General features: G+C 48.2%; 21 protein-coding genes. 7 read left to right on the forward strand and 14 right to left on the reverse strand.

What is annotated here, in order from left to right; genetic code table 11:
• Positions 1-139: 139 nt before the first annotated feature.
• The 4 genes from AB3R30_RS05935 to psb30 all read right to left on the reverse strand — a co-directional run bounded on the left by AB3R30_RS05935 (position 140) and on the right by psb30 (position 2,866).
• Positions 140-1,180: a fatty acid desaturase gene (locus tag AB3R30_RS05935; protein WP_458648232.1), complete on the reverse strand. Its 1,041-nt coding sequence runs from the start codon at positions 1,178-1,180 to the stop codon at positions 140-142.
• 129 nt (positions 1,181-1,309) lie between these two features.
• The gene (locus AB3R30_RS05940; RefSeq protein ID WP_458648233.1) at positions 1,310-1,438 is read right to left on the reverse strand and encodes a hypothetical protein; all 129 of its coding nucleotides are present in this window, start codon (positions 1,436-1,438) and stop codon (positions 1,310-1,312) included.
• A gap of 168 nt (positions 1,439-1,606) precedes the next feature.
• Positions 1,607-2,617 (reverse strand): methionyl-tRNA formyltransferase, encoded by a 1,011-nt coding sequence (fmt, locus tag AB3R30_RS05945; protein ID WP_458648234.1) that lies wholly within the window; start codon positions 2,615-2,617, stop codon positions 1,607-1,609.
• A gap of 84 nt (positions 2,618-2,701) precedes the next feature.
• Positions 2,702-2,866 carry a photosystem II reaction center protein Ycf12/Psb30 gene (gene psb30, locus AB3R30_RS05950; RefSeq protein WP_458648235.1) on the reverse strand — a complete coding sequence of 55 codons (165 nt, stop codon included), beginning with the start codon at positions 2,864-2,866 and terminating at the stop codon, positions 2,702-2,704.
• 96 nt (positions 2,867-2,962) lie between these two features.
• On the opposite strand from psb30, the gene AB3R30_RS05955 reads away from it, so the two are divergent.
• The 3 genes from AB3R30_RS05955 to AB3R30_RS05965 all read left to right on the forward strand — a co-directional run bounded on the left by AB3R30_RS05955 (position 2,963) and on the right by AB3R30_RS05965 (position 4,290).
• Positions 2,963-3,313, forward strand: coding sequence for a YkgJ family cysteine cluster protein (locus AB3R30_RS05955; protein ID WP_458648236.1), 351 nt, complete (start codon positions 2,963-2,965; stop codon positions 3,311-3,313).
• 197 nt (positions 3,314-3,510) lie between these two features.
• Positions 3,511-3,948, forward strand: coding sequence for a TMEM165/GDT1 family protein (locus AB3R30_RS05960; protein WP_458648237.1), 438 nt, complete (start codon positions 3,511-3,513; stop codon positions 3,946-3,948).
• Positions 3,949-3,960: 12 nt separating this feature from the next.
• Positions 3,961-4,290, forward strand: a complete 330-nt coding sequence (locus AB3R30_RS05965; protein WP_458648238.1) for a TMEM165/GDT1 family protein — start codon at positions 3,961-3,963, stop codon at positions 4,288-4,290.
• Positions 4,291-4,330: 40 nt separating this feature from the next.
• Here the strand turns inward: AB3R30_RS05965 and AB3R30_RS05970 are convergent, their stop codons facing one another.
• The 5 genes from AB3R30_RS05970 to AB3R30_RS05990 form a co-directional block, all read right to left on the reverse strand.
• Positions 4,331-5,875 (reverse strand): glycosyltransferase family 39 protein, encoded by a 1,545-nt coding sequence (locus AB3R30_RS05970; RefSeq protein ID WP_458648239.1) that lies wholly within the window; start codon positions 5,873-5,875, stop codon positions 4,331-4,333.
• 65 nt (positions 5,876-5,940) lie between these two features.
• Entirely contained in the window at positions 5,941-7,404 is a 1,464-nt protein-coding gene (gene hpnJ / locus AB3R30_RS05975; protein WP_458648240.1) for a hopanoid biosynthesis associated radical SAM protein HpnJ, read from the reverse strand.
• A 131-nt stretch (positions 7,405-7,535) separates the two neighbouring features.
• The gene (locus AB3R30_RS05980) at positions 7,536-8,393 is read right to left on the reverse strand and encodes a ferritin-like domain-containing protein (protein WP_458648241.1); all 858 of its coding nucleotides are present in this window, start codon (positions 8,391-8,393) and stop codon (positions 7,536-7,538) included.
• A 157-nt stretch (positions 8,394-8,550) separates the two neighbouring features.
• Positions 8,551-9,789, reverse strand: coding sequence for a bacteriohopanetetrol glucosamine biosynthesis glycosyltransferase HpnI (hpnI, locus tag AB3R30_RS05985; protein ID WP_458648242.1), 1,239 nt, complete (start codon positions 9,787-9,789; stop codon positions 8,551-8,553).
• Between the two features lie 146 nt (positions 9,790-9,935).
• Positions 9,936-10,886, reverse strand: a complete 951-nt coding sequence (locus tag AB3R30_RS05990; protein WP_458648243.1) for an alpha/beta fold hydrolase — start codon at positions 10,884-10,886, stop codon at positions 9,936-9,938.
• 416 nt (positions 10,887-11,302) lie between these two features.
• Between AB3R30_RS05990 and AB3R30_RS05995 the strand changes: the two genes are divergently transcribed.
• Positions 11,303-12,751, forward strand: coding sequence for a glycosyltransferase family 4 protein (locus AB3R30_RS05995; protein WP_458648244.1), 1,449 nt, complete (start codon positions 11,303-11,305; stop codon positions 12,749-12,751).
• A 2-nt stretch (positions 12,752-12,753) separates the two neighbouring features.
• Here the strand turns inward: AB3R30_RS05995 and AB3R30_RS06000 are convergent, their stop codons facing one another.
• From AB3R30_RS06000 to AB3R30_RS06010, 3 genes are all read right to left on the reverse strand, one after another.
• Complete coding sequence (locus AB3R30_RS06000; RefSeq protein ID WP_458648245.1) at positions 12,754-13,443, reverse strand: ROK family protein; 690 nt, start codon at positions 13,441-13,443, stop codon at positions 12,754-12,756.
• A gap of 134 nt (positions 13,444-13,577) precedes the next feature.
• Entirely contained in the window at positions 13,578-14,318 is a 741-nt protein-coding gene (locus AB3R30_RS06005; RefSeq protein ID WP_458648246.1) for a hypothetical protein, read from the reverse strand.
• Positions 14,318-15,076, reverse strand: coding sequence for a ParA family protein (locus AB3R30_RS06010; protein ID WP_458648247.1), 759 nt, complete (start codon positions 15,074-15,076; stop codon positions 14,318-14,320). The genes AB3R30_RS06005 and AB3R30_RS06010 overlap by 1 nt, the downstream gene beginning before the upstream one ends.
• Positions 15,077-15,520: 444 nt before the next feature.
• Between AB3R30_RS06010 and pruA the strand changes: the two genes are divergently transcribed.
• From pruA to AB3R30_RS06025, 3 genes are all read left to right on the forward strand, one after another.
• Entirely contained in the window at positions 15,521-18,535 is a 3,015-nt protein-coding gene (gene pruA / locus AB3R30_RS06015) for an L-glutamate gamma-semialdehyde dehydrogenase (RefSeq protein ID WP_458648248.1), read from the forward strand.
• Between the two features lie 122 nt (positions 18,536-18,657).
• Complete coding sequence (locus tag AB3R30_RS06020) at positions 18,658-18,855, forward strand: BrnT family toxin (RefSeq protein ID WP_458648249.1); 198 nt, start codon at positions 18,658-18,660, stop codon at positions 18,853-18,855.
• Between the two features lie 59 nt (positions 18,856-18,914).
• A complete protein-coding gene (locus AB3R30_RS06025; protein ID WP_458648250.1) occupies positions 18,915-19,181 on the forward strand; it encodes a BrnA antitoxin family protein in 267 nt (88 codons plus the stop codon).
• Between the two features lie 127 nt (positions 19,182-19,308).
• On the opposite strand, the gene AB3R30_RS06030 is transcribed toward AB3R30_RS06025, so the two are convergent.
• On the reverse strand, positions 19,309-19,638 hold the full coding sequence (locus AB3R30_RS06030) for a hypothetical protein (protein WP_458648251.1): 330 nt from the start codon (positions 19,636-19,638) through the stop codon (positions 19,309-19,311).
• 25 nt (positions 19,639-19,663) lie between these two features.
• Positions 19,664-22,358, reverse strand: a 2,695-nt coding sequence (locus tag AB3R30_RS06035) for a DNA/RNA non-specific endonuclease (RefSeq protein WP_458648252.1), incomplete at its 5' end; no start/stop codon positions are given.

The raw sequence follows: 22,358 nt of genomic DNA on the forward strand, positions 1-22,358 counted from the left end.
TTTGATTGTGGCGCACAATCTTTGGAGTACGGAGTTGGAAGTACGGAGTCCGAAAAAGCTCTAGATTTGGAACTCAAAACTTAGAACTCAAAACTTAGAACTCCATACCGTACTCCAAACTTCTCACTCCAGACCGACTCTATCGGTGATAGTCCCGAAAAGAGACATACCCGTCTTTCTCGTCGTAGATATGGCAGTGGTCGGTAATTTCTTTCATCAATTGCCAGGAAAAACAGCTTTCATGCAGATAGCTACTCCAGTTTTGCTTGAGGCTCTCATGTGCCATTCGCAAGTTGTAGGAAGGAATGGCGGTAGATAGGTGGTGTGGGATGTGGACGTTAATGTGGTGGCACAAAAACTCAACCCAGGCGGGATATTCACAATGAACAGTACCAGCCAATTGAGCTTGGGCAGCATTCCATTCGGATGGCTCTTGAAAAGCAATATCGGGAGCCGTATGGTGAACCAGAGTAAAAGTACTCATCCAAAAATGGTAGACGAGCCAGGGAATCAGCCAAAATTTGACGAAGCCCCAGAGTCCTGTAGTAGCGATGAGTAGCGGAAAAGCGATCGCTGCAAACCCAATCACAACTAGCATTGAAAAGGTCGCTTTTTGGCGATCCTTGGGTGCAAACTGGGAGCGATCGAAGTGTAAACCAGCCCAGTGAATAATAGACGCTAGCCACCACATCCGACCTCGCATCACCTGATAGCCGCGCAGCCAGATAGAAGGATAGTTGTCGTAATCGTGGGGTCGGGCAGGTTGCCATGCATTATCTACATCCATTTTGTTGGTATAGGCATGATGTTTGTTGTGCAAAATCCGCCAGCAATGGAAGGGATAAATTAAGGGTAAAAACATAATGTGCCCGACCAAATCGTTGACCCAACGGCGTTTGGCAAAGGAACGATGTCCGCAGTCGTGACCCAACACAAAAAATCCGGTTAGCGCTGTCCCGGTAAAAATCCAGGCGATGGGTAGGAGAAACCAAGGCGCGATCGCAATGCTGATATAGCCCAAAGCGACCATACCAACGTTGATAAAAACAGACATCCAGGCTTTCTGTCTGTTTTTTTGAAAACAAGCCTTAGGCAAGGTCTTCAAAATATCTTTTAAGCGCAAATCAGGTTCGACCTGAATCGGGTTGGGGGAAGTTTGGATAACGGGTGAAGCAATCATGAATGGATACTGTCTCCTCACGAGTAAAACCTGAGCAAAGAAGAGGTGAAATCATCGGTTGTGATGCGAACTGCAGCAGCAACAAATCCCGAAAAAGCATGACATATCAATTTGCACAAAAAAAACTAGCTACGGAACCATAGCCAGCAACACTACAGGGATTGACTTAGAAAAGATGATAAACCGAGCAATGGTTACCTTAAAGCCGCGATCGCCCACACTCACAAACACACCCTTGAGAAAGGATAGACAATACAAAATTCTGCTTAAGAAAGCGCAACAAAACTTTAATACCTATACCACAATCTGGGGGATCGTTTTTCAAAAGATTAGGAAGGGAGTTTGGAGTTCAGAGTTTTGAGTTTTGAGTTTTGAGTTTTGAGTTCAGAGGTTACCTCTCGCCTCTTGCCTCTCGCCTCTCGCCCCTCATCCTTTTGCCCTTCCCAGTTGTTCACCGATCGCTAATCGGGTTCCGTTAGCAAAATCTGCGCCTGATTGGGGACGTTTGCCGGAAAGCTGAATTTCTTTTAGCAATAAATGTCCGCTGCCAGTTTGGACGATCGCGCCGAGTCCTTTGGCGATCGCGGCAATGGTTCCGGGTTCCCTGTCTACATTGAGCGAATCAGCCAGTCCTTTGGTTAATCCCGCCTGCGTGTTGGGTGGCAATCCAGCCCAATAGGTCGGGTCAAGCGGAATGGTGGCGATTATTTTCAGCGGTTCGCCTCGAAAAGTGGTGTTGCAATTGGGGAAAAATCCGCGCACCTGGTTATGGAGCGCGATCGCGGATTTTGACCAGTCCAGTTCATAGTCTTCCTTTTTAATGAGGGGCGCATAGGTTGCCTGGGTCGAATCTTGGGAAATCGGCTGAGCAGTGCCCTGGTTCAGTTGTAACAAAGTTTCGATCAGCAAATCGGCAGATACATTGGATAGCTGAGTGGCAAGTTCATGGGCATTTGTGAGGGGCGCGATCGCAATTCGACTGACCCTTAGCATCGCACCCGTATCCATTCCAGCATCCATCAACATGGTAGTAATGCCCGTTTCCGGTTCTCCATGGTAAAGGCTCCACTGAATCGGTGCAGCCCCGCGATACTTTGGCAAAATTGAGCCATGAGCATTCACACAGCCCAAACGCGGCATATCTAAAATGGCTTGAGACAAAATTTGTCCATAGGCAACGACCACAAACCCATCCGCTTGTGAGTCTCGTAGCTTTTCTAGCGTTTCAACATCCTTCTTAACGCTGCGAGGTTGCCAAGTTGGTAAGCCATGCTCTTCTGCCAATGCTTTTACAGGCGATGGGATTAGCTGATTTCCCCGTCCCCGCCGCTTATCGGGCTGCGTCACCACCGCAATCACGTCAAAATCGGGATGCGCCAATAAGCCTTCCAGACTGGGCACTGCAAATTCTGGTGTTCCAAAGAAAACAATCTTCACACTAACTCTCGGTTTTACAAAAAAAGAGTTCGACCTGCGCCGAACCCCTTGCTACTCTCTCATACTCGTAAAAAACTTTGACCGTTACAGATCGCCACCCTGTGCAGCTAGCAGGAAGATAACGACTGGTCCGGAAATCATAATTGCAGCAATCATCGCTAATTGAACGATCGCTTCCCAATTAACGCCGCCTAAAATATCAGTAATAAACCCCATGATTCCTCCCAAGCTGAGCCACTGCCGACTCATCAAGTTATCGTATAAGTTGCTGTAACAGTTATTTATCTTATTCTGGTGACTGGGGCACTCCTCAGAAAGTTAATAAAAGTATAAAAAGGCTCAATAATGGCGACTTGGCAATGTGTAAAACAGTGTGGTGCTTGCTGCAACCTCGATCCCGGCGATCGCCCGGAACTGGCAGACTATCTGACGACCGAAGAATTGATCCTGTACTTTAGCCTCGTGGGGGAAGATGGCTGGTGCATCAATTTTGATCAGGAAAACCGGGAATGTCGGGTTTACAGCGATCGCCCCCGCTTTTGTCGGGTGGAATCAGAAATATTTCAGGATTTATATGGAATTGAACCTGAAGAGTTAAATGAGTTTGCGATCGAGTGCTGTCGTCAGCAGATAGAGGGTGTGTATGGCGATCGCAGTTTAGAAATGCTGCGCTTTGATGGCGCGATCGGTATTTAATTACCTCATGCGCTCGTTCATAAAATCTCAATGTTGATACAAAAAGTTTTTGACAGAACCAATCAACTGGTAGCAAGAGGCATCCCAAACTTTTGATAGCTATCGGGTATTCAAAACTAAACTCGTTGCACTTTTGGAAAGAGTTGACCATACTAGATAGTGAAAAGAAAATGAAAGCAGCTTGACTAAAAAATTCTGTGGAAAGTAATCTACCGATTTCAAACTTGTCAGCGCCAGAGATCAGTGTGCTGGAACTTGAGCTAGGCTTGCCCGATATCGCACCGTCTAAAATTGGAATTGTTGTAGAGGCGCAGGCGATCGCCCCACCTGAAACCTTCCCCGCCAAGCCTCCAATTTCCTCCTGGAAAGTCTTCACCTCTACCTTTGTCACTATTTTCTTAGCAGAACTGGGTGACAAAACCCAAATGTCTACGTTGCTAATGAGCGCCGAATTTCACAAGCCCTGGGTGATTTTTGCCGGAGCCGGAACTGCCCTTGTTGCAACAACCCTGATTGGCGTTTGGGTGGGGCAATGGCTTTCCAGTCGCCTTTCGCCGCGCACATTAGATATTGCGGCGGGTATTCTGCTGGCGCTAATCTCAGTGTGGCTGGTGTGGGATGTGGCGCAGATGTAGGAAAGGGTAATTATGGACTGGCATCTTTTAGGATTGACGTTTATTACGGTGTTTATCTCAGAATTGGGGGATAAGAGCCAACTGGCAGCGATCGCCCTCAGTAGTGGTTCCAAATCTCCTCGTCCAGTGTTTTTTGGGGCAGCCGCAGCGTTGCTGTTAGCAAGCTTTTTGGGCGTGATTATTGGCGAAGGAACTGCCCACTTTTTGCCTGCTCGATTGGTGAAAATTGTGGCGGCGGCGGGATTTGCAATTTTAGCAGTGCGATTATTGCTGCCTGACAAGGGCGTGAAAGATCAGACTTCTCCTGAAGATAGCCCAACTCCTAACCTGCTTGAATCCTAGCCTCTAGTCCACCTGCGATTGCTATTCCCCAACAAGCCTCTTATCGCTTTCTTGCATAAGGATGACCAAAATAGGCTTTAAAGTGAGTCCAACTTTGACTGAAGGGAACTTTTATGCCCTGGCAAAGATAGATTGGAATGTTACTTTTAATCCCGACTACATTGGCATGGGTTACGGTATCCACTTGTTCAACCCGGTTAAACAGTTGCTTGAGGTAACCGCGATCGCCCCCTAGACTAATGACTTGTTCACCCGAATAATTTTGATGTCCCCAAAAATAAAAAGTGTGGGCACCGCTGATTCCTTTGGGCAACCCATAGCGGGAACCATAGAAATCGATCGCCCCAGCATCCGCATAGTTCCAAGACAGGATTGCTGTTTGAGCTTGCTGGCTCGTGGGTAACTGCTGGTAGACCTTGCTGACCTGTGCCACCGTCTCTTCCCATCCCAGCATCGCTCTGAATTGCCAGGGGGCTTCTTGCGTGGCTACTACAGTATTGGCGCGCTGGGGCAGGAAGTAATCCTGTGAGTAGAAACTTGAGAGCCGGAGTAAGGTTTCCATGGGCAACACCGGCAGCGTCATGGGAATCATTACCGCCACCGCACTGACTAGCAACACGCTGGAAATCGCAGTTTGGAAGTGCCGCCGACCGCTGACCCAGCGTTCAATCACGATCGCCCCCCCAGCAAATAGCATGGGATATAGCGGTCCCACATAATAAGATTTGCCTTGCAATAACAGGAATAGCCCATAGGTAATCACAAAAAACCACCCAAACAAGCGATAGGGTTTGCCGTCTTTAGACTTTAGATAAAAGAAAAGCCCAGCCAACCAGATTGGGGCGGCTAACGGATGCATCATCAAGGTGGATTGCACCAGTAGCGCAATGATCGCATCAGGAAATGGCTTTTTGCTATAGAGAGTGGCGGCTTGTTGCTGCTCTAAAAAGGGCAAACCATGCTGAACCTGCCAGATTAGCGTTGGCATCACCAGGGCGATCGCAATCATCCCCCCCAACCAGATCCATTTTTTGAAAAATACTTGGCGCTGCGTTAGCCATAATCCGACTACTACACTAAACGCAAAAAAAGCCATGGAAAACTTATTGAGCAATCCAATACCGATCACAACGCCAATCAGTAGCCATAATTTGGGTCTGTGATATTTCAGCGACAGCAGAATCAAATAGGCACATAGCGTCCAGATCAGCGCCTCAAATGTATTCACGGTCAGAATAGTATGGATGACCAAAAAGTAAGGTGCAATCACTACTGACAGCGCCGCTAGGTATTGAGCAAACCGCCCTCCCCCCAACTCACGAGCCATCAATCCAGTCAGAACGACCAGTAAAGCTCCGGCGATCGCGGGAAAAAACCGAATTGAAAACAAAGAATCCCCTGTCAGAGATCGACTCAGGTGCGCCACAACCGCAACCAACGGGGGAAATTCAGTATAACCCCAAGCTAGACGGTCACCAGCAGCCATGTAGTACAACTCATCGCCATCGTAGCCATATTGACTATTGGTCAGAAAATGCAGCATTAATTTAACGAGCGCCAAAAACCAGAGAATGTTGGCATTCATGAAGTTTTGCATAGGGTTCAATTTTTGGCAGAGCGATCAGCAAATCGGCATTTCTGGTGAACCCTCTAAACTTCCACGGGCTGCGGGGCTGCGGTGGTTTGGGAGGCTTGCTGCGTGCGGCGATCGCCCAGATATGCAAAAAACTCTTTGCCCTCTCGCAATCGACGAACCAGCATTTGGCGATCGCCCAACATCTCCCGCACAATCGGAAAAATCGCTTTAGGGCGGAAGTAGAAACGGCGATACATTTGCTCAACAGATTCTTCAATCTGTTCACTAGACAACGTGGGATAGTGCAGCGTAGAAGTTTGAATGCCAGAGTTGGCAACTAGGGCATGATCAGCGAACCAACCGTTTGCTTTTGCTTCTTGATAAAGTTGGGTGCCGGGATAGGGAGCGGCAATGGAAACCTGGATAGTATGCGGACTAATTTCGCAGGCAAAGCGAATGGTTTCTTCCACGGTTTCGCGGGTTTCGATTGGCAACCCAATAATGAAAGTGCCGTGTACGGTAATTCCCAGGTCGTGGCAATGTTTCATAAATTGTCGGGCTGCCTCTAGCCGCACCCCTTTGTTGATGTTGTTGAGGATTTCTTGATTACCCGACTCAAAACCGACGAGCAATAGGCGTAATCCGTTGTCGCGCAGTTGTTTGAGCGTGTCGTAATCCAGGTTGGCGCGGGCGTTGCAACTCCAAGTGATGTTCAAGCGCTTCATATGTTCGCTGATGGCGATCGCCCGTGGCTTGTCAATCGTGAAAGTGTCGTCATCAAACATATATTCTTGAACGCGATCGCCGAATAGCGCTTTCGCCTCTTCCATCTCGCGCCCCACCACATCAGGGCTTTTGGTACGATATTGATGTCCACCAATAGTTTGGGGCCACAGGCAAAAACTACACTTTGCCGGACAGCCGCGCCCCGTATAAAAAGACACATAGGGATGGCGCAAATAGCCAATGAAATACTTGGTGATGTCCAGATCACGGGCATACACAGGCAACACGCTAGGCATCGCATCCCAATCGTGAATCAATTCACGATCTTCGGTGTGGTGCAGGGTGCCGTATTTGTCGCGGTAGCTTAATCCCCGAATTTGATCCCAAGGTTTGCCTTCTGCCAATTCTTTGCAGGTGTAGTCAAACTCGTGACGACAGACAAAATCAATCACTGGGTTTTCGCGCAGAGTTGGCTCTGGCAGCACCGCGACATGGGCACCAATTAAGCCAATTTGGGTTTCCGGATTTTGCGCTTTAATTGCCTCTGCACATTTGACATCATTGGCGAGAGACGGCGTGCTAGTGTGCATGATCACCAGTTCGTAGTCCTTAGCGATCTCCAACACATCGGAGATCGTCTGTCCGTGGGGCGGCGCATCCACCAATTTGCTTCCCGGCACCATCGCCGCAGGTTGTGCTAGCCAAGTGGGATACCAAAAAGAGGTAATCTCCCGCTTTGCCTGATATCGCGCCCCCGCACCCCCATCAAACCCATCAAACGAAGGCGGTCCCAAAAACAATGTTTTTTTCATCAAAAACTCCTCACAATAATAAAATTTCGAGTGCCGAATTTCGAGTGCCGAATTTCAAGAGTTTCGAGTTACAAATATTGATTACTCAACCATTCGTCACTCGTCATCTGCCCTTCGCCACTCGCCCTTCGTCATTCGCCCTTCGCCACTTGCCAATCGGGTTGTTTTTTGGGTAGCACATTGAGAACACGCAGGGCGATCGCAGACAAATTTGGTAATAAGTTGGGTTGCAGGAGGCGATCGTCAAAGCTGCTCATCCGCTTCTCGTTTTCTTGCAAGCACACTGAGAAGACTCGCGCTGGCGTTAAGTTATCAGCAAAGGTGCCTGCCCCGGTTGCTGTGAATCCTTCCCCAGTACCATCCCCCGCGCTACCAAACGCTTTGGCGAGATGGAGCAACGCGCGACCATAGTGAACTCCCGCATGGGCACCTCGTAGCGGAGCAAATCCGCGCCCCTGATGCACTTGCATATAGCTGACCCAGTTGACAAAAAAGACGATATGACGGGCTTCTTCATACAGAATGGGATCAAAAATGGTGAACAGCGCTTCTGGGAAGTAGTTGGTCTGCCGTGCTAGCTCAAACATGCCAAAGGCAAAGTAGGAATCTAGACACTCGCCAAAGCCAAAATCGATAAATTCTTGGGCGATATTGGGAGGAACTTTAGGCGCAGGCGGTTCGTTGATCGGCACGTCATAATGGTTGATCAAAAACTCTAGTAACCGACCGTGACGGGCTTCCTCTTTTGCTTGCAGCGCGATCGCCTCATGAATCATCGGATCGGTAATTGTTTCGGCAAAAGCACCCACCATTACGCCAGCTTGCCGCTCGGTTCGCAAGGCTTCCTGCCAAAAGGGAATCCCCCGTAGGCGCTCTAGGGCAGCATCATCAAGCTGTGGCCAAGGAAGTGTTTCAGGCTCATAGTCTTGATAGCTCTCAATAAAGCTTTGACAAAATAGCTCCTTATGAGCTTGGGAACCAACTTTCATGCGTCACTCCAAATAGTTAACTTTAACGATCGCCACCTGTGCAAGTTCACGATATAGGAGTTTTTTAGTAGTAAAGTTCCTAATCAGTGGACTGCTTTTGACAGAAAATCTAACGAAAAATTTCTCATTACAAAACTATGCAACAGAGTGTATCGTTCTAGCCAGCAATTGTCTTCACCCGCTCTGGCAGATTCGGATTCAATGCAATGAGTTTGCCGCTGCGAGTGAGCCGAAACTGGCGATCGCGCCATTCCACTGTGTTACCCATAAAGCTATAGCCCCACAGCATAAAGCTTGCGACATCTCGCAAAGGCACTAACCAGAAAAGCTTTTGAGCAACAGGATCGCCCAAGCATCGAATCCCCACAAACCAAGCCATCGCTAAGCGCATCATCCAAGCAACGCCGAAAACACTCCAACCCAATATTGAACCGCCTGTTACCAGTAAAAATAGCAAACTGGTTACCGTGCCATGGGTGAAGATCAAGCCTGCATATCCCCAAGGACGCGAGGCACGAATGCCAACCAGCCAGCGAGTTTGGCGATGGATAGATTCTGAGATCGTGCTAAGTGGCATGACATGATCAATCAGATAATTAGACAGCACTACCTCATAGCCTGCCTGAGCCGGTAAAAAGCCGAGCTGAAAATCATCCGCCAGATAGTCCGCGATCGCAGTAAACCCACCAATTTCTTCCAGCACCGATCGCCGAATGACAATGGTTTGTCCCATGGCAAATTTAATTCCTTCCAGCGCTGTACTGACCAAGACTCCTGGCAAAAACTCTGTTGGCGTACTCAGTGCTTCGAGGGTGGTAATCCAGCCTTGGGTGATCGAACGATACAAACAGGTCACCACACCCACAGCCGGATCACGTAACGGTTGAATCACCCGGCACAAGTAGTCTGGCTGTACCCGTACATCGCTATCGGCTAACAGCAAAACGTCATATTTTGCTTTAGTGATCGCATGAGCAAGGTTGCTGACTTTGCGATTCGCTCCGAAACTATAAAGGCTTGCAGTCACTTGAATATCTAAGTTGGGAAAGTCTTTAATTAGCTGCCTCACTACTTCCATGCTGGGGTCTTGAGGATCTTGTACGCCAAAAATAATTTGATACTTTGGATACTCTTGCTGGCAGAAAGACGCTAAGTTTTGGTAGGTTTCGCTGTCGATCCCGCAGATTGGGCGCAAGATGCTAATGGCAGGATGAAAGGCTTCATCATCAACAGGTGAATGAGCAAAAAACTTGTGAGCCGCGTAAATGGCATACCCGTAATAGGCGATCGCGGATAAGCTCAATAAAAACAGCAGACCTAGGATGAGGTATGTAAAAATTTCCTGACTTGTTGCATTGAAGATAAATAGACTCAGACTAAGTGGTAAATGTATCATTTGGAGCCTTAAAACCTCTCTCCTCACAGCGATAAAGAAGAGATTGAATCATCAGAAATTATTTCTCTCAACGTATATGTTGAACCTGCAAAAAGAAATCATTGCACGATTTCTCAACAAGGTTAGAGTTTTTCCAAAGATTGATTCTACGATTTCACGTCAGAGATCGCATGATCTAAAATCCACTGTTGCAGAATCGGGTTTACTAGATCCGGGGATTCATCTTGAGGACAATGACCCACCCCTTCTAAAGTTATAAACTGCTCCACACAGGCATAATTAGCAAATTCCCTTCCCAAGGAGATCGGTTCCCATGGATCAGCACTTCCCCACAAAATCAAAGCCGGACAGGGCAAAACTTCGAGTAAATCTTCGGGGAGTGGACCTTGAGAATAGCCTGTAAAGGCAAGAAACACATCCGCTGCTCCCGCATCTTTTGCCGGAGCCATGAGGATTTCGATTAACTCATCTGTGACGGCTTCGGGATGAGCGTAGGCTTGGAGCAAAATCTTTCGCACGGTTTTAGGCTGGGCAACTTGCCGGAAAAATGCCCGTCCGATCGCCCGATTTTTTAAGACTTGCTGCAAAATCGGGGTGCCCATACGCTTAAACCAAGGTTGCGTTGCCCGACGGCGATCGTGCAGTAATCGTAATGAGCAATTGAGCAGCGCCACAGTCCGCACCCAATCAGGATGATCCACTGCTGTTTGCATGGCTGCAATACATCCAATCGAGTTGCCAATCAAAAAAGCAGGTTCACCCACTACCTCCCGACAAAAATCGGCAATCTGCTCTCCCCATGTTTCAAAAGTGTATTCCACCTGTTCACCAGATTTGAAAACTCCGGGTGTCGGTTTATCTGAGCCGCCAAAGCCAATTAAGTCGATCGCAAACACTCGTCCAACTGTTGCTAACTCTGGAATGTTTTTGCGCCAGTGCCCCAAGGAAGCACCAAACCCATGAATTAAAACGATCGCCGATCCACTGGTGCCTTGAGTTTGGTAGCAAATATCAAATCCTTTCCAATTCCACACCTGAAAGGTGTCACTAGAAGGGTGGACATTGGCAACGACTAGGGGAGCATCAATATTCTTCATTCAACTCTTATTTAGTATTGACACCTAGCTGAAACTGAGTCGTTGCGCTATTTCACGAACAGTTTTTTTGCTCTGGACAGTAATTAAACATCAAAATTTCAGTTGAGGTGTTACACTCTATTCACCTAAATTGTAACAATCTTGTTAAGAAAGATGTAGCCCAGCTTGCTTTTTTTTCTAATTTTTAATGGTTCTTTAGGTTTATGTCTCTAGAGTGTTTATTGATTCCGCTTGCTGGCAGTAGGTTATCTAATAAAGGGAGCGTTTGCATTACGTATTTAGATACTCTTGGCAACCTAGCTGCTGCGATCGCACGGGGAGAGTCCTTTGAAAGTCGATATCCTCAAAGAGAGGTGTAGCGCTAGTTTCGTCTCTATTCAGAATGAATCAACTGTTTGAATTGATGAGGTAAAAGTATGGTGAGTCTTAACGTTAAGCCAAGTGTTTCAGTCGCGGCTCCAAAACCAGCCAGACCCATTGGTTTCCCTCGCCCGCGGGTTCCCGGTCGTCAGGCAATTGCATTGATTTCTGACCACGGCGATCCGGCAGCAGATATTGGTAAAGAAGAAGCGGGCGGACAAAATGTTTACGTTCGCCAGGTGGGTGAAGCGCTGGCAAAGCTTGGCTGGCAGGTCGATATGTTCACTCGTAAGGTGAAGGCAGATGACCCCACTATCGTGCAACATTCGGCTCATTGCCGCACGATTCGGCTAGTTGCAGGTCCTCAAGATTTTATTCCACGCGATCAGCTTTTTAGCTACATGCCGGAGTTTGTCAGTGCATTCCAAGCTTTTCAAGCAAAAGAAGGCACCAACTATCCATTAATTCACACGAACTATTGGATGTCGGCTTGGGTTGGCTTACAACTGAAGCAACACACAAATATTCAACTGGTTCACACTTACCATTCAGTGGGTGCTGTGAAATATCAAGCAGTTCCTCTGCGTCCGGCGATCGCCGATACCCGCTTGAGGATTGAACAAGAGGTATTGGAAAATGCGAATTGTATTGTGGCAACCAGCCCCCAAGAAGAAGAAACTTTGCGATCGCTGGTTTCTCAAGCAGGCTGCATCGAAGTGATCCCTTGTGGCACTGATATTGAAAATTTCCACTCCATTCCTAAAGCTGAAGCCCGTGCTCAGCTTGGATTGGGGCAGGATGAGGCGATTGTGCTTTATGTGGGACGGTTTGATCCCCGTAAAGGAATTGATACGCTGGTGAAAGCGTGTGCAAGGCTCAAAGAAGGGGTGAACTGCCGCGTATTAGGCGTTGACGGAACTTGTCTCATTCCTACGCCCTACGCCTTAAACCCATCCAAGCTGAAGTTGGTGATTGTGGGGGGCAGTGAGCCTGATCAAGCCGATGGACAGGAGCGGCAGCGGATTGAAGCCAAAGTTCAGGAGCTAGGGTTGGCAGACCAAACCGAATTTGTGGGGCGTGTTGGACATGATTTGCTGCCACTGTATTACACGGCGGCGGATGTGTGCGTGATTCCGAGTCACTATGAACCTTTTGGATTGGTGGCGATCGAAGCGATGGCGTGCGGAACTCCGGTAGTGGCTTCAGATGTCGGGGGATTGAAGTTTACAGTGGTTCCCGAAGAAACGGGTTTGTTAGTGCCGCCAAAAGATGTGGATGCGTTTGCTAACGCGATTGATCGCATTTTGAGCCAAGAGCTTTGGGCGAAAAAGCTGCGGCGACAGGCATCGATTCGGGTTCAGCAAAACTTTAGCTGGTCAGGAGTTGCGGCTCACCTCAGCGATTTATATCGTCATCTGTTGGCTCAATCGATTTCTCATGAAGGATTATGGCAACCCACAAGCGAGCGTCTTGTTAATCCGGCGGCGATGACCAAAGCGTCCTAATGTCACTCTCTCCATAATGCGATACCCCCCAACAATCCGGCGACATTGGGCACTACTTTTACCGAAGAGGGTAATTCTATCGTGATGGATTTAGTATTGCCGCCGCCTAGATAAAGGGTGTCAAAGTTAAAGAGATGCTGTAAGTTAGCGATCGCTTTTTGTAGGCGGTTGTTCCACCGTCTTCTACCGGCTCGGTCTAGGGCTGCTCGTCCTAGTTGTTGTTCGTAGGTTTCTCCTTTCCGAAAAGGATGGTGTCCCATTTCCAAATTAGGCACCAATTGACCATTAACAAACAGAGCAGATCCAAACCCGGTTCCCAAAGTGGCGACGAGTTCTACACCGATTCCAGCGATCGCGCCCAAACCCTGCATATCGGCATCATTAATTGCGCGAGTGGGTTTCCCAAGGGCATCTGCAAGTACGGTAGCCAGATCAAAATTAATCCATTCAGGGGTTAGGTTTACTGCAGTTTCAGTGATACCGTTGCGGACAACGCCCGGAAATCCGACTGAAACGCGATCAAATTCTTTGGTGGCTGCTAATTCCTTGACCATGCTAATCACGACGCTGGGTGAGGGAATGTCGGGCGTATCCCTGCGATCGCGATCGGTTAATGGTGTACCCGATTCATCCAGCACCATGACTTTGATGCCGCTTCCACCAATATCTACTGACAGTGTTTGCTTACCCATGCGGTTCAGGCGATGTTCAAGTGTTAAGTGTTCGTATTTCGTCGCTCTATCGGCTTTTTTAAAAAATCTATCCTAACCCTCTCATAGGTAGCTATGACTTACGCAGGTCTTTCTAAATTCTTTAGAGAGTCCTTTTAATCAACCCAGCCTAAATCTTGCTCAGACAAGTGACCTGGAGAGTTTCCAGCGGGAAATACTGGGTGCGCTAAAGACTTTTTCTGCCGCTGCAAGAGTTCTTGCTGGCTTAAAGTTGTAGAGGCTAAGGCGTTCTTTTTTACTTCAGTAGAAGCAGTCGGGGTTTCAGGAAGGGATTTTTTTGGCAGGGGAGCGATTCCCCTAGGGAGTCCTGTGGAAAGATTCGCTAACGTTTCATGAATCGCTGCCGCCTGTTTTGCAGCCAGGTCTTGCTTCAATTGAGAATTAACTTCTACCAGGTTCAAAATGGTTTGTTTGGCTTCGGTGAGTTCGGTTGCTAACTGCTGACCGTGCTGCTCAGCTTTTTTTAAAGTTGTTTGCAGTGTCTTAGTAGCAGCCGCCTGATTCTCAAGTTCCGCTTTCAAATCCGTTACCTGCTGATTTAGCTCACTGGTTTGTTTCGCTGTTGCGTTCAATTCGGCTTTTAGGTGGGTAACTTCCAACGCGATCGCCGTTGTCTCGTCTTTAGCAGCAGTATCTTTAGACAGATCTTGAGAGGCGGTAGAAGACGACTTTGCGGCAGTCCGTGATCCTGTCGGGGTTCTGCGTTTTGCGGCAGGTTTGGATTGAGCCGCGCCAGCAGTGTTCTCGACTTGAGGCGTTGAAGCGACATTGATTTCAGTTTCAGTCGGCTTTTGCGCTTCCTCACGCAGCATATCTGACAATCGTTTTCTAACCATTAATTCCTCCAGTCGCGCTGAATTTCATCGGCTGCACGGCGATAATCGGCTTCGGCTTCCTTGGCGTTTTTGCCTCGCCATTGGGCGATCGCCACTCCATCCAAGGCTGCCCGCTCATGGGCTTTGTAGGCTCGAATAAATGCATTACAAGCAGGAATCCCTAATTCCATCAGAGTATTTTGCGCTTCTAGGGCTTCTCCTAAGCAGCGCGGATCAACCTTGGTGAGTAAAACGCGATGGGCAACCCCTACCGGAGTCACGGTTGCCCTGACAGTTTCAATCAAAGCGGCTAGATCCATCGGCGCAGGGGGCGTAGGCAACACGACGTAATCGGCAGCCGGAACCACAGCGAGTAGAGCCTCTGATCCTAAAGCGGGGGGCGTATCCACTACTATCACCTGATAGTGTTGCAGCGATCGCAAATTTGCCAGTAGCGTCGGATCGGTTTCCTTCGTAATATCAAACTTTGCAGGCTTGCTGCTGCGCTCAACCCACCACGTTGCAGACCCTTGGGGATCAGCATCGACCAACAAAGTTGAATAGCTTTCAGCCAAGGTCGCGGCTAAATTGACAGCCGTAGTCGTCTTGCCAACTCCACCTTTACCGTTAAGTACCACCAACACTCGGCTCTGCTGCTCAAATGATTTGCCCTCTTGTTTAGCAGAGCCGGATGTAACCTGAGAAGACACTTGCACTGACACGATCGCCTGCCATATCGCTGACCCAACGGGAAGACTATAGCGCGTTCTGTCTAACAAACTCGCTTACTCCTACAAATATTTGTTTCAGTCATATTGCAGTGACATTTCAGTGACAAACAGACGGTTTTATTGGCATTGTTGAATGCAGACATGATTTTCATTTGTAGGGGTAGCGCCTTGTGCCTACCCTGGCTGGGGTCAGGGCAACCACAAGGGATTGCCCCTACGAATTTCATATCTAGATTCAGCAACGCCGTTTTATTTACCTAATCCACACTCCATGCCAAACGCGATCGCTCAGTATGCTAGCTAGAGCTTAACCCAGACGATAATTCCTTAAATTTTTCAGACATTTCAGGTTTATTGTCATATTCCTCACAATTGCGATCGCGCTCATAGTGGCAAACTGAGCAGGCTAGAATTAATTAGCAAGTCTGATTGATTGCGATCGCGCACGATTGCCATGTTTATCAGTGATTAGGAGTCTGTTCTGCTGTGGTTATGCAAGCCTCTATTAGCCCATACGAAGCGAAAACCCAAGATATTGCTCGTCAGCTTATTTCTGCCACGCGGGAAAATCGCTCCTTGTTTGCCCAAATGCGCGACCAAATGCGATGGGATGACAAGTTGCTGGGCTGGACGATGAGCAATCCGGGCTTGCGAGTACAGCTATTTCGCTTCATCGATTGCCTGCCATCACTCCGTAGCAAAACCGAGATTGCCCGTCACCTGCAAGAATACTTGGGCGAGGCATCGGTGGAGCTTCCAGGCACACTCAAAGGAATGCTCAATTTTGCTAATCCTGACTCCATGCCGGGACAAGTTGCCGCAACAACGGTTTCCACGGCAGTTGAAACCTTGGCACAAAAATATATTGCCGGTGAAACGATTCAGCAAGTGCTGAAAAGCATTGAACGATTGAGGAAGGAACGGGCAGCGTTTACCGTAGATTTGCTGGGCGAGGCGGTGATCACCGAAACCGAGGCGCAATCCTATCTCGATCGCTACTTGGAACTAATGACTCAGCTAACTAATGCAGCAACTCGTTGGTCGAAGGTGGAGCAAATCGATCGCGCGGATGGAGCAGAGTTGCCCAAAGTGCAGGTATCGATCAAGCTAACGGCGCTCTATTCCCAATTTGATCCCTTGGATGAAAAGGGCAGTCAAGAGAAGGTCAGCGATCGCGCCCGAACTTTACTACGCCACGCGAAAGAACTGGATGCCGCCGTTCACTTTGATATGGAGCAATATCAATACAAAGCAAGCACACTGGCAACGCTGAAGCAACTGCTACTTGAGGGTGAGTTTCGAGATCGCACGGATATTGGCATCACACTACAGGCGTATCTACGGGACAGTTTGGGCGATTTGAAAGACCTAATCGAGTGGGCAAAAGAACGGGGATCCCCGGTAACCGTGCGCTTGGTTAAAGGTGCCTATTGGGATCAGGAAACCATTAAAGCAGTGCAAAAAGATTGGGCGCAACCTGTTTTTAACGATAAAGAATCGACGGATGCCAACTTTGAGGCAATGACCCGCCTATTGCTGGAAAATCACGAGCATCTCTACGCCGCGATCGGCAGCCACAATGTTCGCTCTCAGGCGCACGCGATCGCGATCGCCGAAACCCTGCAAATTCCGCCCCGTCGCTTCGAGTTTCAAATGCTCTACGGCATGGCGGATAAACTAGCAAAAGCGATCGCTGACAAAGGCTACCGTGTGCGGGTTTACTGTCCCTACGGCGAACTGATTCCCGGCATGTCCTACCTAATTCGCCGCCTGCTGGAAAACACCGCCAACAGTTCCTTCCTCCGCCAAAACCTGGAAGAACGCCCCATTGAGGAATTGCTAAAAGCACCGACGATGGAGAGTTCTGAGTTCTCAATGTTAAGTTCTGAGTTGAAAAACCCAACTCAATACACTCAAAACTCAAAACTCAAAACTCAAAACTTCCCCAACGTTCCCGATACGGATTACGCCGATATATCCCATCGTCAAGAGATTCAACAGGCGTTGCAGCGAGTGCGGCAGCAGTTGGGCAAAACCTATTTGCCTGTGATAAATGGCGAATTCGTTCAGACTGAGAACTATGCGGAGTCGCTGAATCCATCGAACTTTAGTGAACAGGTAGGACGCATTGGATTGATCAGCATTGAGCAGGCAGATCAGGCGATCGCGGCAGCAAAAGCGGCATTTCCGGCTTGGAAAAAAACTCCGGCACGCGATCGGGCAACTATAATTCGTCGGGCTGGCGATTTGATGGAGCAGCGACGCGAAGACTTGATTGCCTGGATGGTGCTGGAAACTGGAAAAACGGTGCGAGAAGCTGATCCAGAAGTGTCGGAAGCGATCGACTTTTGCCACTACTATGCTGATGAAATGGAGCGGTTAGACAGCGGTGTTGCCTACGATTTTCCCGGTGAAACCAATCGCTATCACTATCAACCACGGGGCATTTCTCTGATTATCTCGCCCTGGAATTTTCCTTTAGCGATTCCCGTAGGTATGACCGTCGCGTCTCTGGTCGCTGGCAACTGCACCCTGTTGAAACCCGCTGAAGTCTCTTCCATCATTGGTTCGAAGATTGCCGAAATTTTGCTAGAAGCTGGCATTCCCAACGGCGTGTTTCAGTTTGTGCCAGGGAAAGGCGCTACAGTTGGCGCTCATATGGTCAAACATCGTGACGTTCACATGATTACCTTTACCGGATCACAGGAAGTGGGCTGCCGGATTTATCGGGAAGCCGCAGAACTGCAACCGGGGCAAAAGCACCTGAAGCGGGTGATTGCAGAAATGGGCGGCAAAAATGCTGTGATTGTAGATGAAAGCGCAGATTTGGATCAAGCAGTGCAGGGCGTGGTGCAGTCGGCATTTGGCTACAGCGGTCAGAAGTGTTCTGCTTGCTCTCGCGTGATTGTGCTGGAACCAATTTATGAACTGTTTTTGGCGCGACTGGTGGAAGCAACGCGATCGCTCAACTTGGGTAACACCGAACTGCCGGGTACAAAAGTGGGTCCCGTGATTGATGCCAATGCTCAAACCCGCATCAAAGAATATATTGAAAAAGGACGACTGCAATCTCCAGTTGCTCTAGAAATGTCTGCCCCGGTCGGCGGCTACTTCGTCGGTCCAGTCATCTTTCGCGATGTGCTGCTCGACCACACGATCGCTCAGGAAGAGATCTTTGGTCCTGTCCTGGCAGTGATGCAGGCGACAAGCTTTGATCAAGCAATTGCGATCGCCAATGGCACCAACTACGCCCTCACAGGTGGCTTATACTCCCGCACTCCATCGCACATCGAGCAAGCACAGCAAGAGTTTGAGGTGGGCAATCTCTACATCAATCGGGGCATTACGGGGGCGATCGTGGCGCGGCAACCTTTCGGCGGCTTTAAACTCTCCGGCGTTGGCTCTAAGGCAGGTGGACCAGACTACCTGCTGCAATTCCTGGAACCCAGAGTGATTACTGAAAACATTCAGCGTCAAGGGTTTGCCCCAATAGAAGGAGCGGATTGAAGGATGGTGAATTTGGCGCGATTTCGGGGGCAAGTCTGCGATCGCGTGGCAAGTGTACTATCTTTATGCAGTTCATCCAAAAGGGTAGAATAGCTTAGACAGGATTTTGGTATATACTGTAAATGCGATTTGAGTGGGGCGACAACAAAGCTGAATCAAACGCTCGAAGACATGGGATTACGTTTAAGGAAGCTGTAACCGTTTTTGCTGATCCTTATCTCGTGTTTACCGAAGACTCTAGGCATTCTCAAGAGGAAGAAAGAGAATGGGCGATTGAGAGGCGGAAAATGGTTCAATTATTGTCGTTGTTTTTACGATGAGAGGTGAACAAATCAGGATATTAGTGCCAGAAAAGCGACAAAAAGGGAGTGTGAGCGTTATGAGTCAGGAATCTGAGTTTCCGTTTGAAAAAGCCAGACGAGTCACACTAGAAGAAAATCAAAAATTCAGAGCCGCAATCGCTGACCAATTTGGGATTACCTTGAAAAAGCGAGGTCGCCCTACTAAAGATGAGTCGGAAAAGTATGAGCCAGTCTCTATTCGGCTTCACCCGAAAGTTTTAGCTTGGGCAAGAAAAGAGGCAACTAAACGAGGAGTTGGCTACCAAACAGTGATTAATGAAGTGCTCTTACAGCAAATTCGCTAATTTAAGGTTATAACCTGTGCGATCGCCCCAGTTGAATCCTAACAATTGCAAGGGGCGATCTCTATAAGAGCGGCGATCGCGCTTTTTTCCATCATCGCATCATGATTCTCAAACTTGGAGATCGCATTCAGACAATCAGCGCGATCTCACTCAATAACCTGAGACGCGATCGCGTCTCAGGAAGGGAATCGGCTTCTTGTTCGTACTTATCTCCCGGTGTGCCAATACTGAGCTTGGGTTGAATGATGGCTGAACCGCCGCTCACAATTTTGGAGAAACTATGACCGAAGCGCTGTGCATTTTCGATTTGAGTTTGTAGGTCAGGAACTTCTTGCTGGCTAGTTTCAAGTTGGGCTTGAAGGTCGAAGGGGCGCGATCGCAACTGGCTTTGCACCGGGGCTGTTGCGGATTCATGCGAAGCTTTTTTTTGGGAGTGCGATCGCGAACCCATAGTCACCTAAGTCCCTTGAGTAACTTTAACCCTACCTGTATTGCTGTGCGATTCTCTTAATTTTTGATTTGATCTCTTCAGCGATTTGTTTTTCTTGCTGAGAAGTCATATTACCCATGTCATCAATTAGGCGTTCTAGTTTTTTCTCATAGTTCCTAACTTCCCGATAGAAGGAACCTTTGTCAGCTTCGGAAATACCCTGCTCTTTTTTTTCATGAATGGTGCGTTCCTTTAAATACTTAAGCAATTTCGTTTTTTGAGGATTGTCTGTAGAACCAGGCGATCTGGGTTTTGGTTTACGTCCAAGGGGTTTGGTGTTCTTTGATTTTGGTTCTGTCTCTGTCAAACCCAAATCCATTGAGGAGGGTAAAGTATCATCGGAATTCAACGAGATGGGGAGCATAGAAGAATTTTGATCACCCAGAATTTTAGACAGATCAATATCAGACAGATCAATATCAAGATGAATTTGTTGGTGGATGTTTGAGAGATCTGTAGACTGATTTTGCGAACGCGGGGGTTGGGATGACAGAGTGCGACTTTGCTGGTTGAGCAACTCTCTCTGGATTTGGGCGTGTCGTTCTTTCTCAAAGGCTTCATCGCCGTTGATCCGACTTATCATAGACTTAAGCTCCTGCTCTAGACGGTTAAGTGTTTGGAAATCTTCTCTATTTCCATGGCTTTTTGTGATTCCCAAAGTAATCTCATCCAGCATTGCTTCTTCCTGAGCAAATTGCGTTTCTCGCTGGTCTTGTGCTTGCCAGAATTTTGAGGTCGTGGCAACATTTTTAGCCAGATTTTCTTGAACCTGCCAAAACTGAGTTGAGCTACCTACCAGCGCTTTAAATTTAACTTCTCGTTGTTGATGCCGTTGGAGAATCTCGATCGCAGTCTGTTCTGCTTTAGTCAAAGTTGGACTATATTTCTGCGGATAATTTTGATGCCGCTCAATTTGGAAAGTGTCTTTGCGCTGATTCTGGTTAATCCGTTGTTCATTCGCAGCGAGAAACTGATCTAAAGTTTGTTTGCATTTGCTCAAGTTGCTTTGAACCGAACCATTAACGAGATTTTTAGTCTCCTCCATCCGAGCGTTTAGATTGTCAAGCTTTGTCCTCAGTTGAGTATTCAAATGGTTTTGCACTTGCTTCAAAGCCAGGGCATTACATTTCACCATCAGATAGTCATCATCAATCTGTTCTAGGGTCGCCTTTCCATTTTTCTGAGACGCAGCCAAGTTGACCGGATCTGGATACTCTTTGATCGTTTCCTTACCCACATAATTGCACCAGCGCAGGGTTCCTTGAACCACATACCAATCAGCATGATCGGGATTGGGATAAGCCGAACCTAAGATTTCGCCATATCCTGCACTCAACTCTTGAGGGGCGGAATCATAGTTAAATGTGGTTGTATTTGGAATATCGTGATTGAAAGTTTTGTTAAGAATTTGTTTGTTTGGGTTCACTATCCAGTTGGCTGCAATCGTCCCATCATCTCCAGGATGGCGAAGTTGCATTACATCAATCTTGACGATGAACCCCGCTGGCAAGAGGTTTTGGATATTTAGTGGTTTGTTTGTTGTGCCTCGGTACTGTCCCCACTGAGTCGGCTCAATGCTGTAGGAGACAACCCCATTTTTTGACAGCACTTTGTCCTTGAGATACTGCTCAATACTGTTCTTCATGGTTGAGTTGAAGGTTGCCGAGATGGGAACCAGGTTTTTGTCTTCACCGGGACCATGAAGCTTGTCATTCAACATGTGACCCCGAATATAGGGAGCCCATTTTCGGAGGGCTTTCATAAAGGGCGTGGATTGCTGGGGTTTGGAACCAGCGATACCAGGGTCTGGAATCGAGCTTAAAGGTTGGGCAACGAGTGTGTCGGTGACCGTTTCTGACGTGTGACTAATCGGATCGACAATTTGTCGGGTGTGCCATCGAAGCGAGGAAGGGGGTTTACTGACGCGAAAAGTAGCAGATAAAATTTGTGCTAGGGCGGTCAACGTCCGAGCTAGGAGTTGCCCTCGAGTTTGGGTGATTGCCTTTTTAACTTCTTGTTGAATCAGGGCAACCGTTTGTAGAACCTGGTTATTTCTGGCAATATTGTTGTATTTTTGTTTCGCCAAAAACTTTCCAAACGGAATCGGATCGGGATTCAGCATCAGTTCTGCATTTTCGCCCTCGCCCTTAAAGAAAAGCCGTTTTTGTTCTTCCTCGCCATCGCCATCCGCATCCATCTCAAATGTGATGTCAATGTTACTTAGCTTGACTTCCTCTGCCCCAGTCAGATCGGGCTGAGATTCACTTGTTTCCTCGCCAGCAAGATGATCGGGAGCAAGATGATCGGGCAAACCGGGGGAAAGTGGTTCTGTCATCTCAGCCTGGTTTTCGCCGTCTGGCTCAGGCGAAGGTTGCCGCATGAGGAGAGGATTGCCTGGTTGAGCGGTTGTCTGTCCCACTGCATCTATGCTTAACTTGGGCTGAATCATGGGACAAGAACCACCAGAAGGACTATCTGAGCTAGTCGGAAAAATCTTGTCGATGTGATGTCCAAAGCGGCGGGCGTTTTCCAATTGCGTTTGAATATCAGGGAATTCCTGTGGTTGAGTGCCAGGTGCTTCTGTGGGTATTGATGTGGCAAAAGGGCGCGGCTGTAAGGGATTCTGGACAGGGGTGGCAGAATCGGGTGCAGTTTTTTTTGAGGTGTGCGATCGCAAAGTCATAGGA

Source organism: Sivoneniella epilithica UHCC 1019, from assembly GCF_040830845.1.
Taxonomy (GTDB): Bacteria; Cyanobacteriota; Cyanobacteriia; order Leptolyngbyales; family Leptolyngbyaceae; genus ULC077BIN1.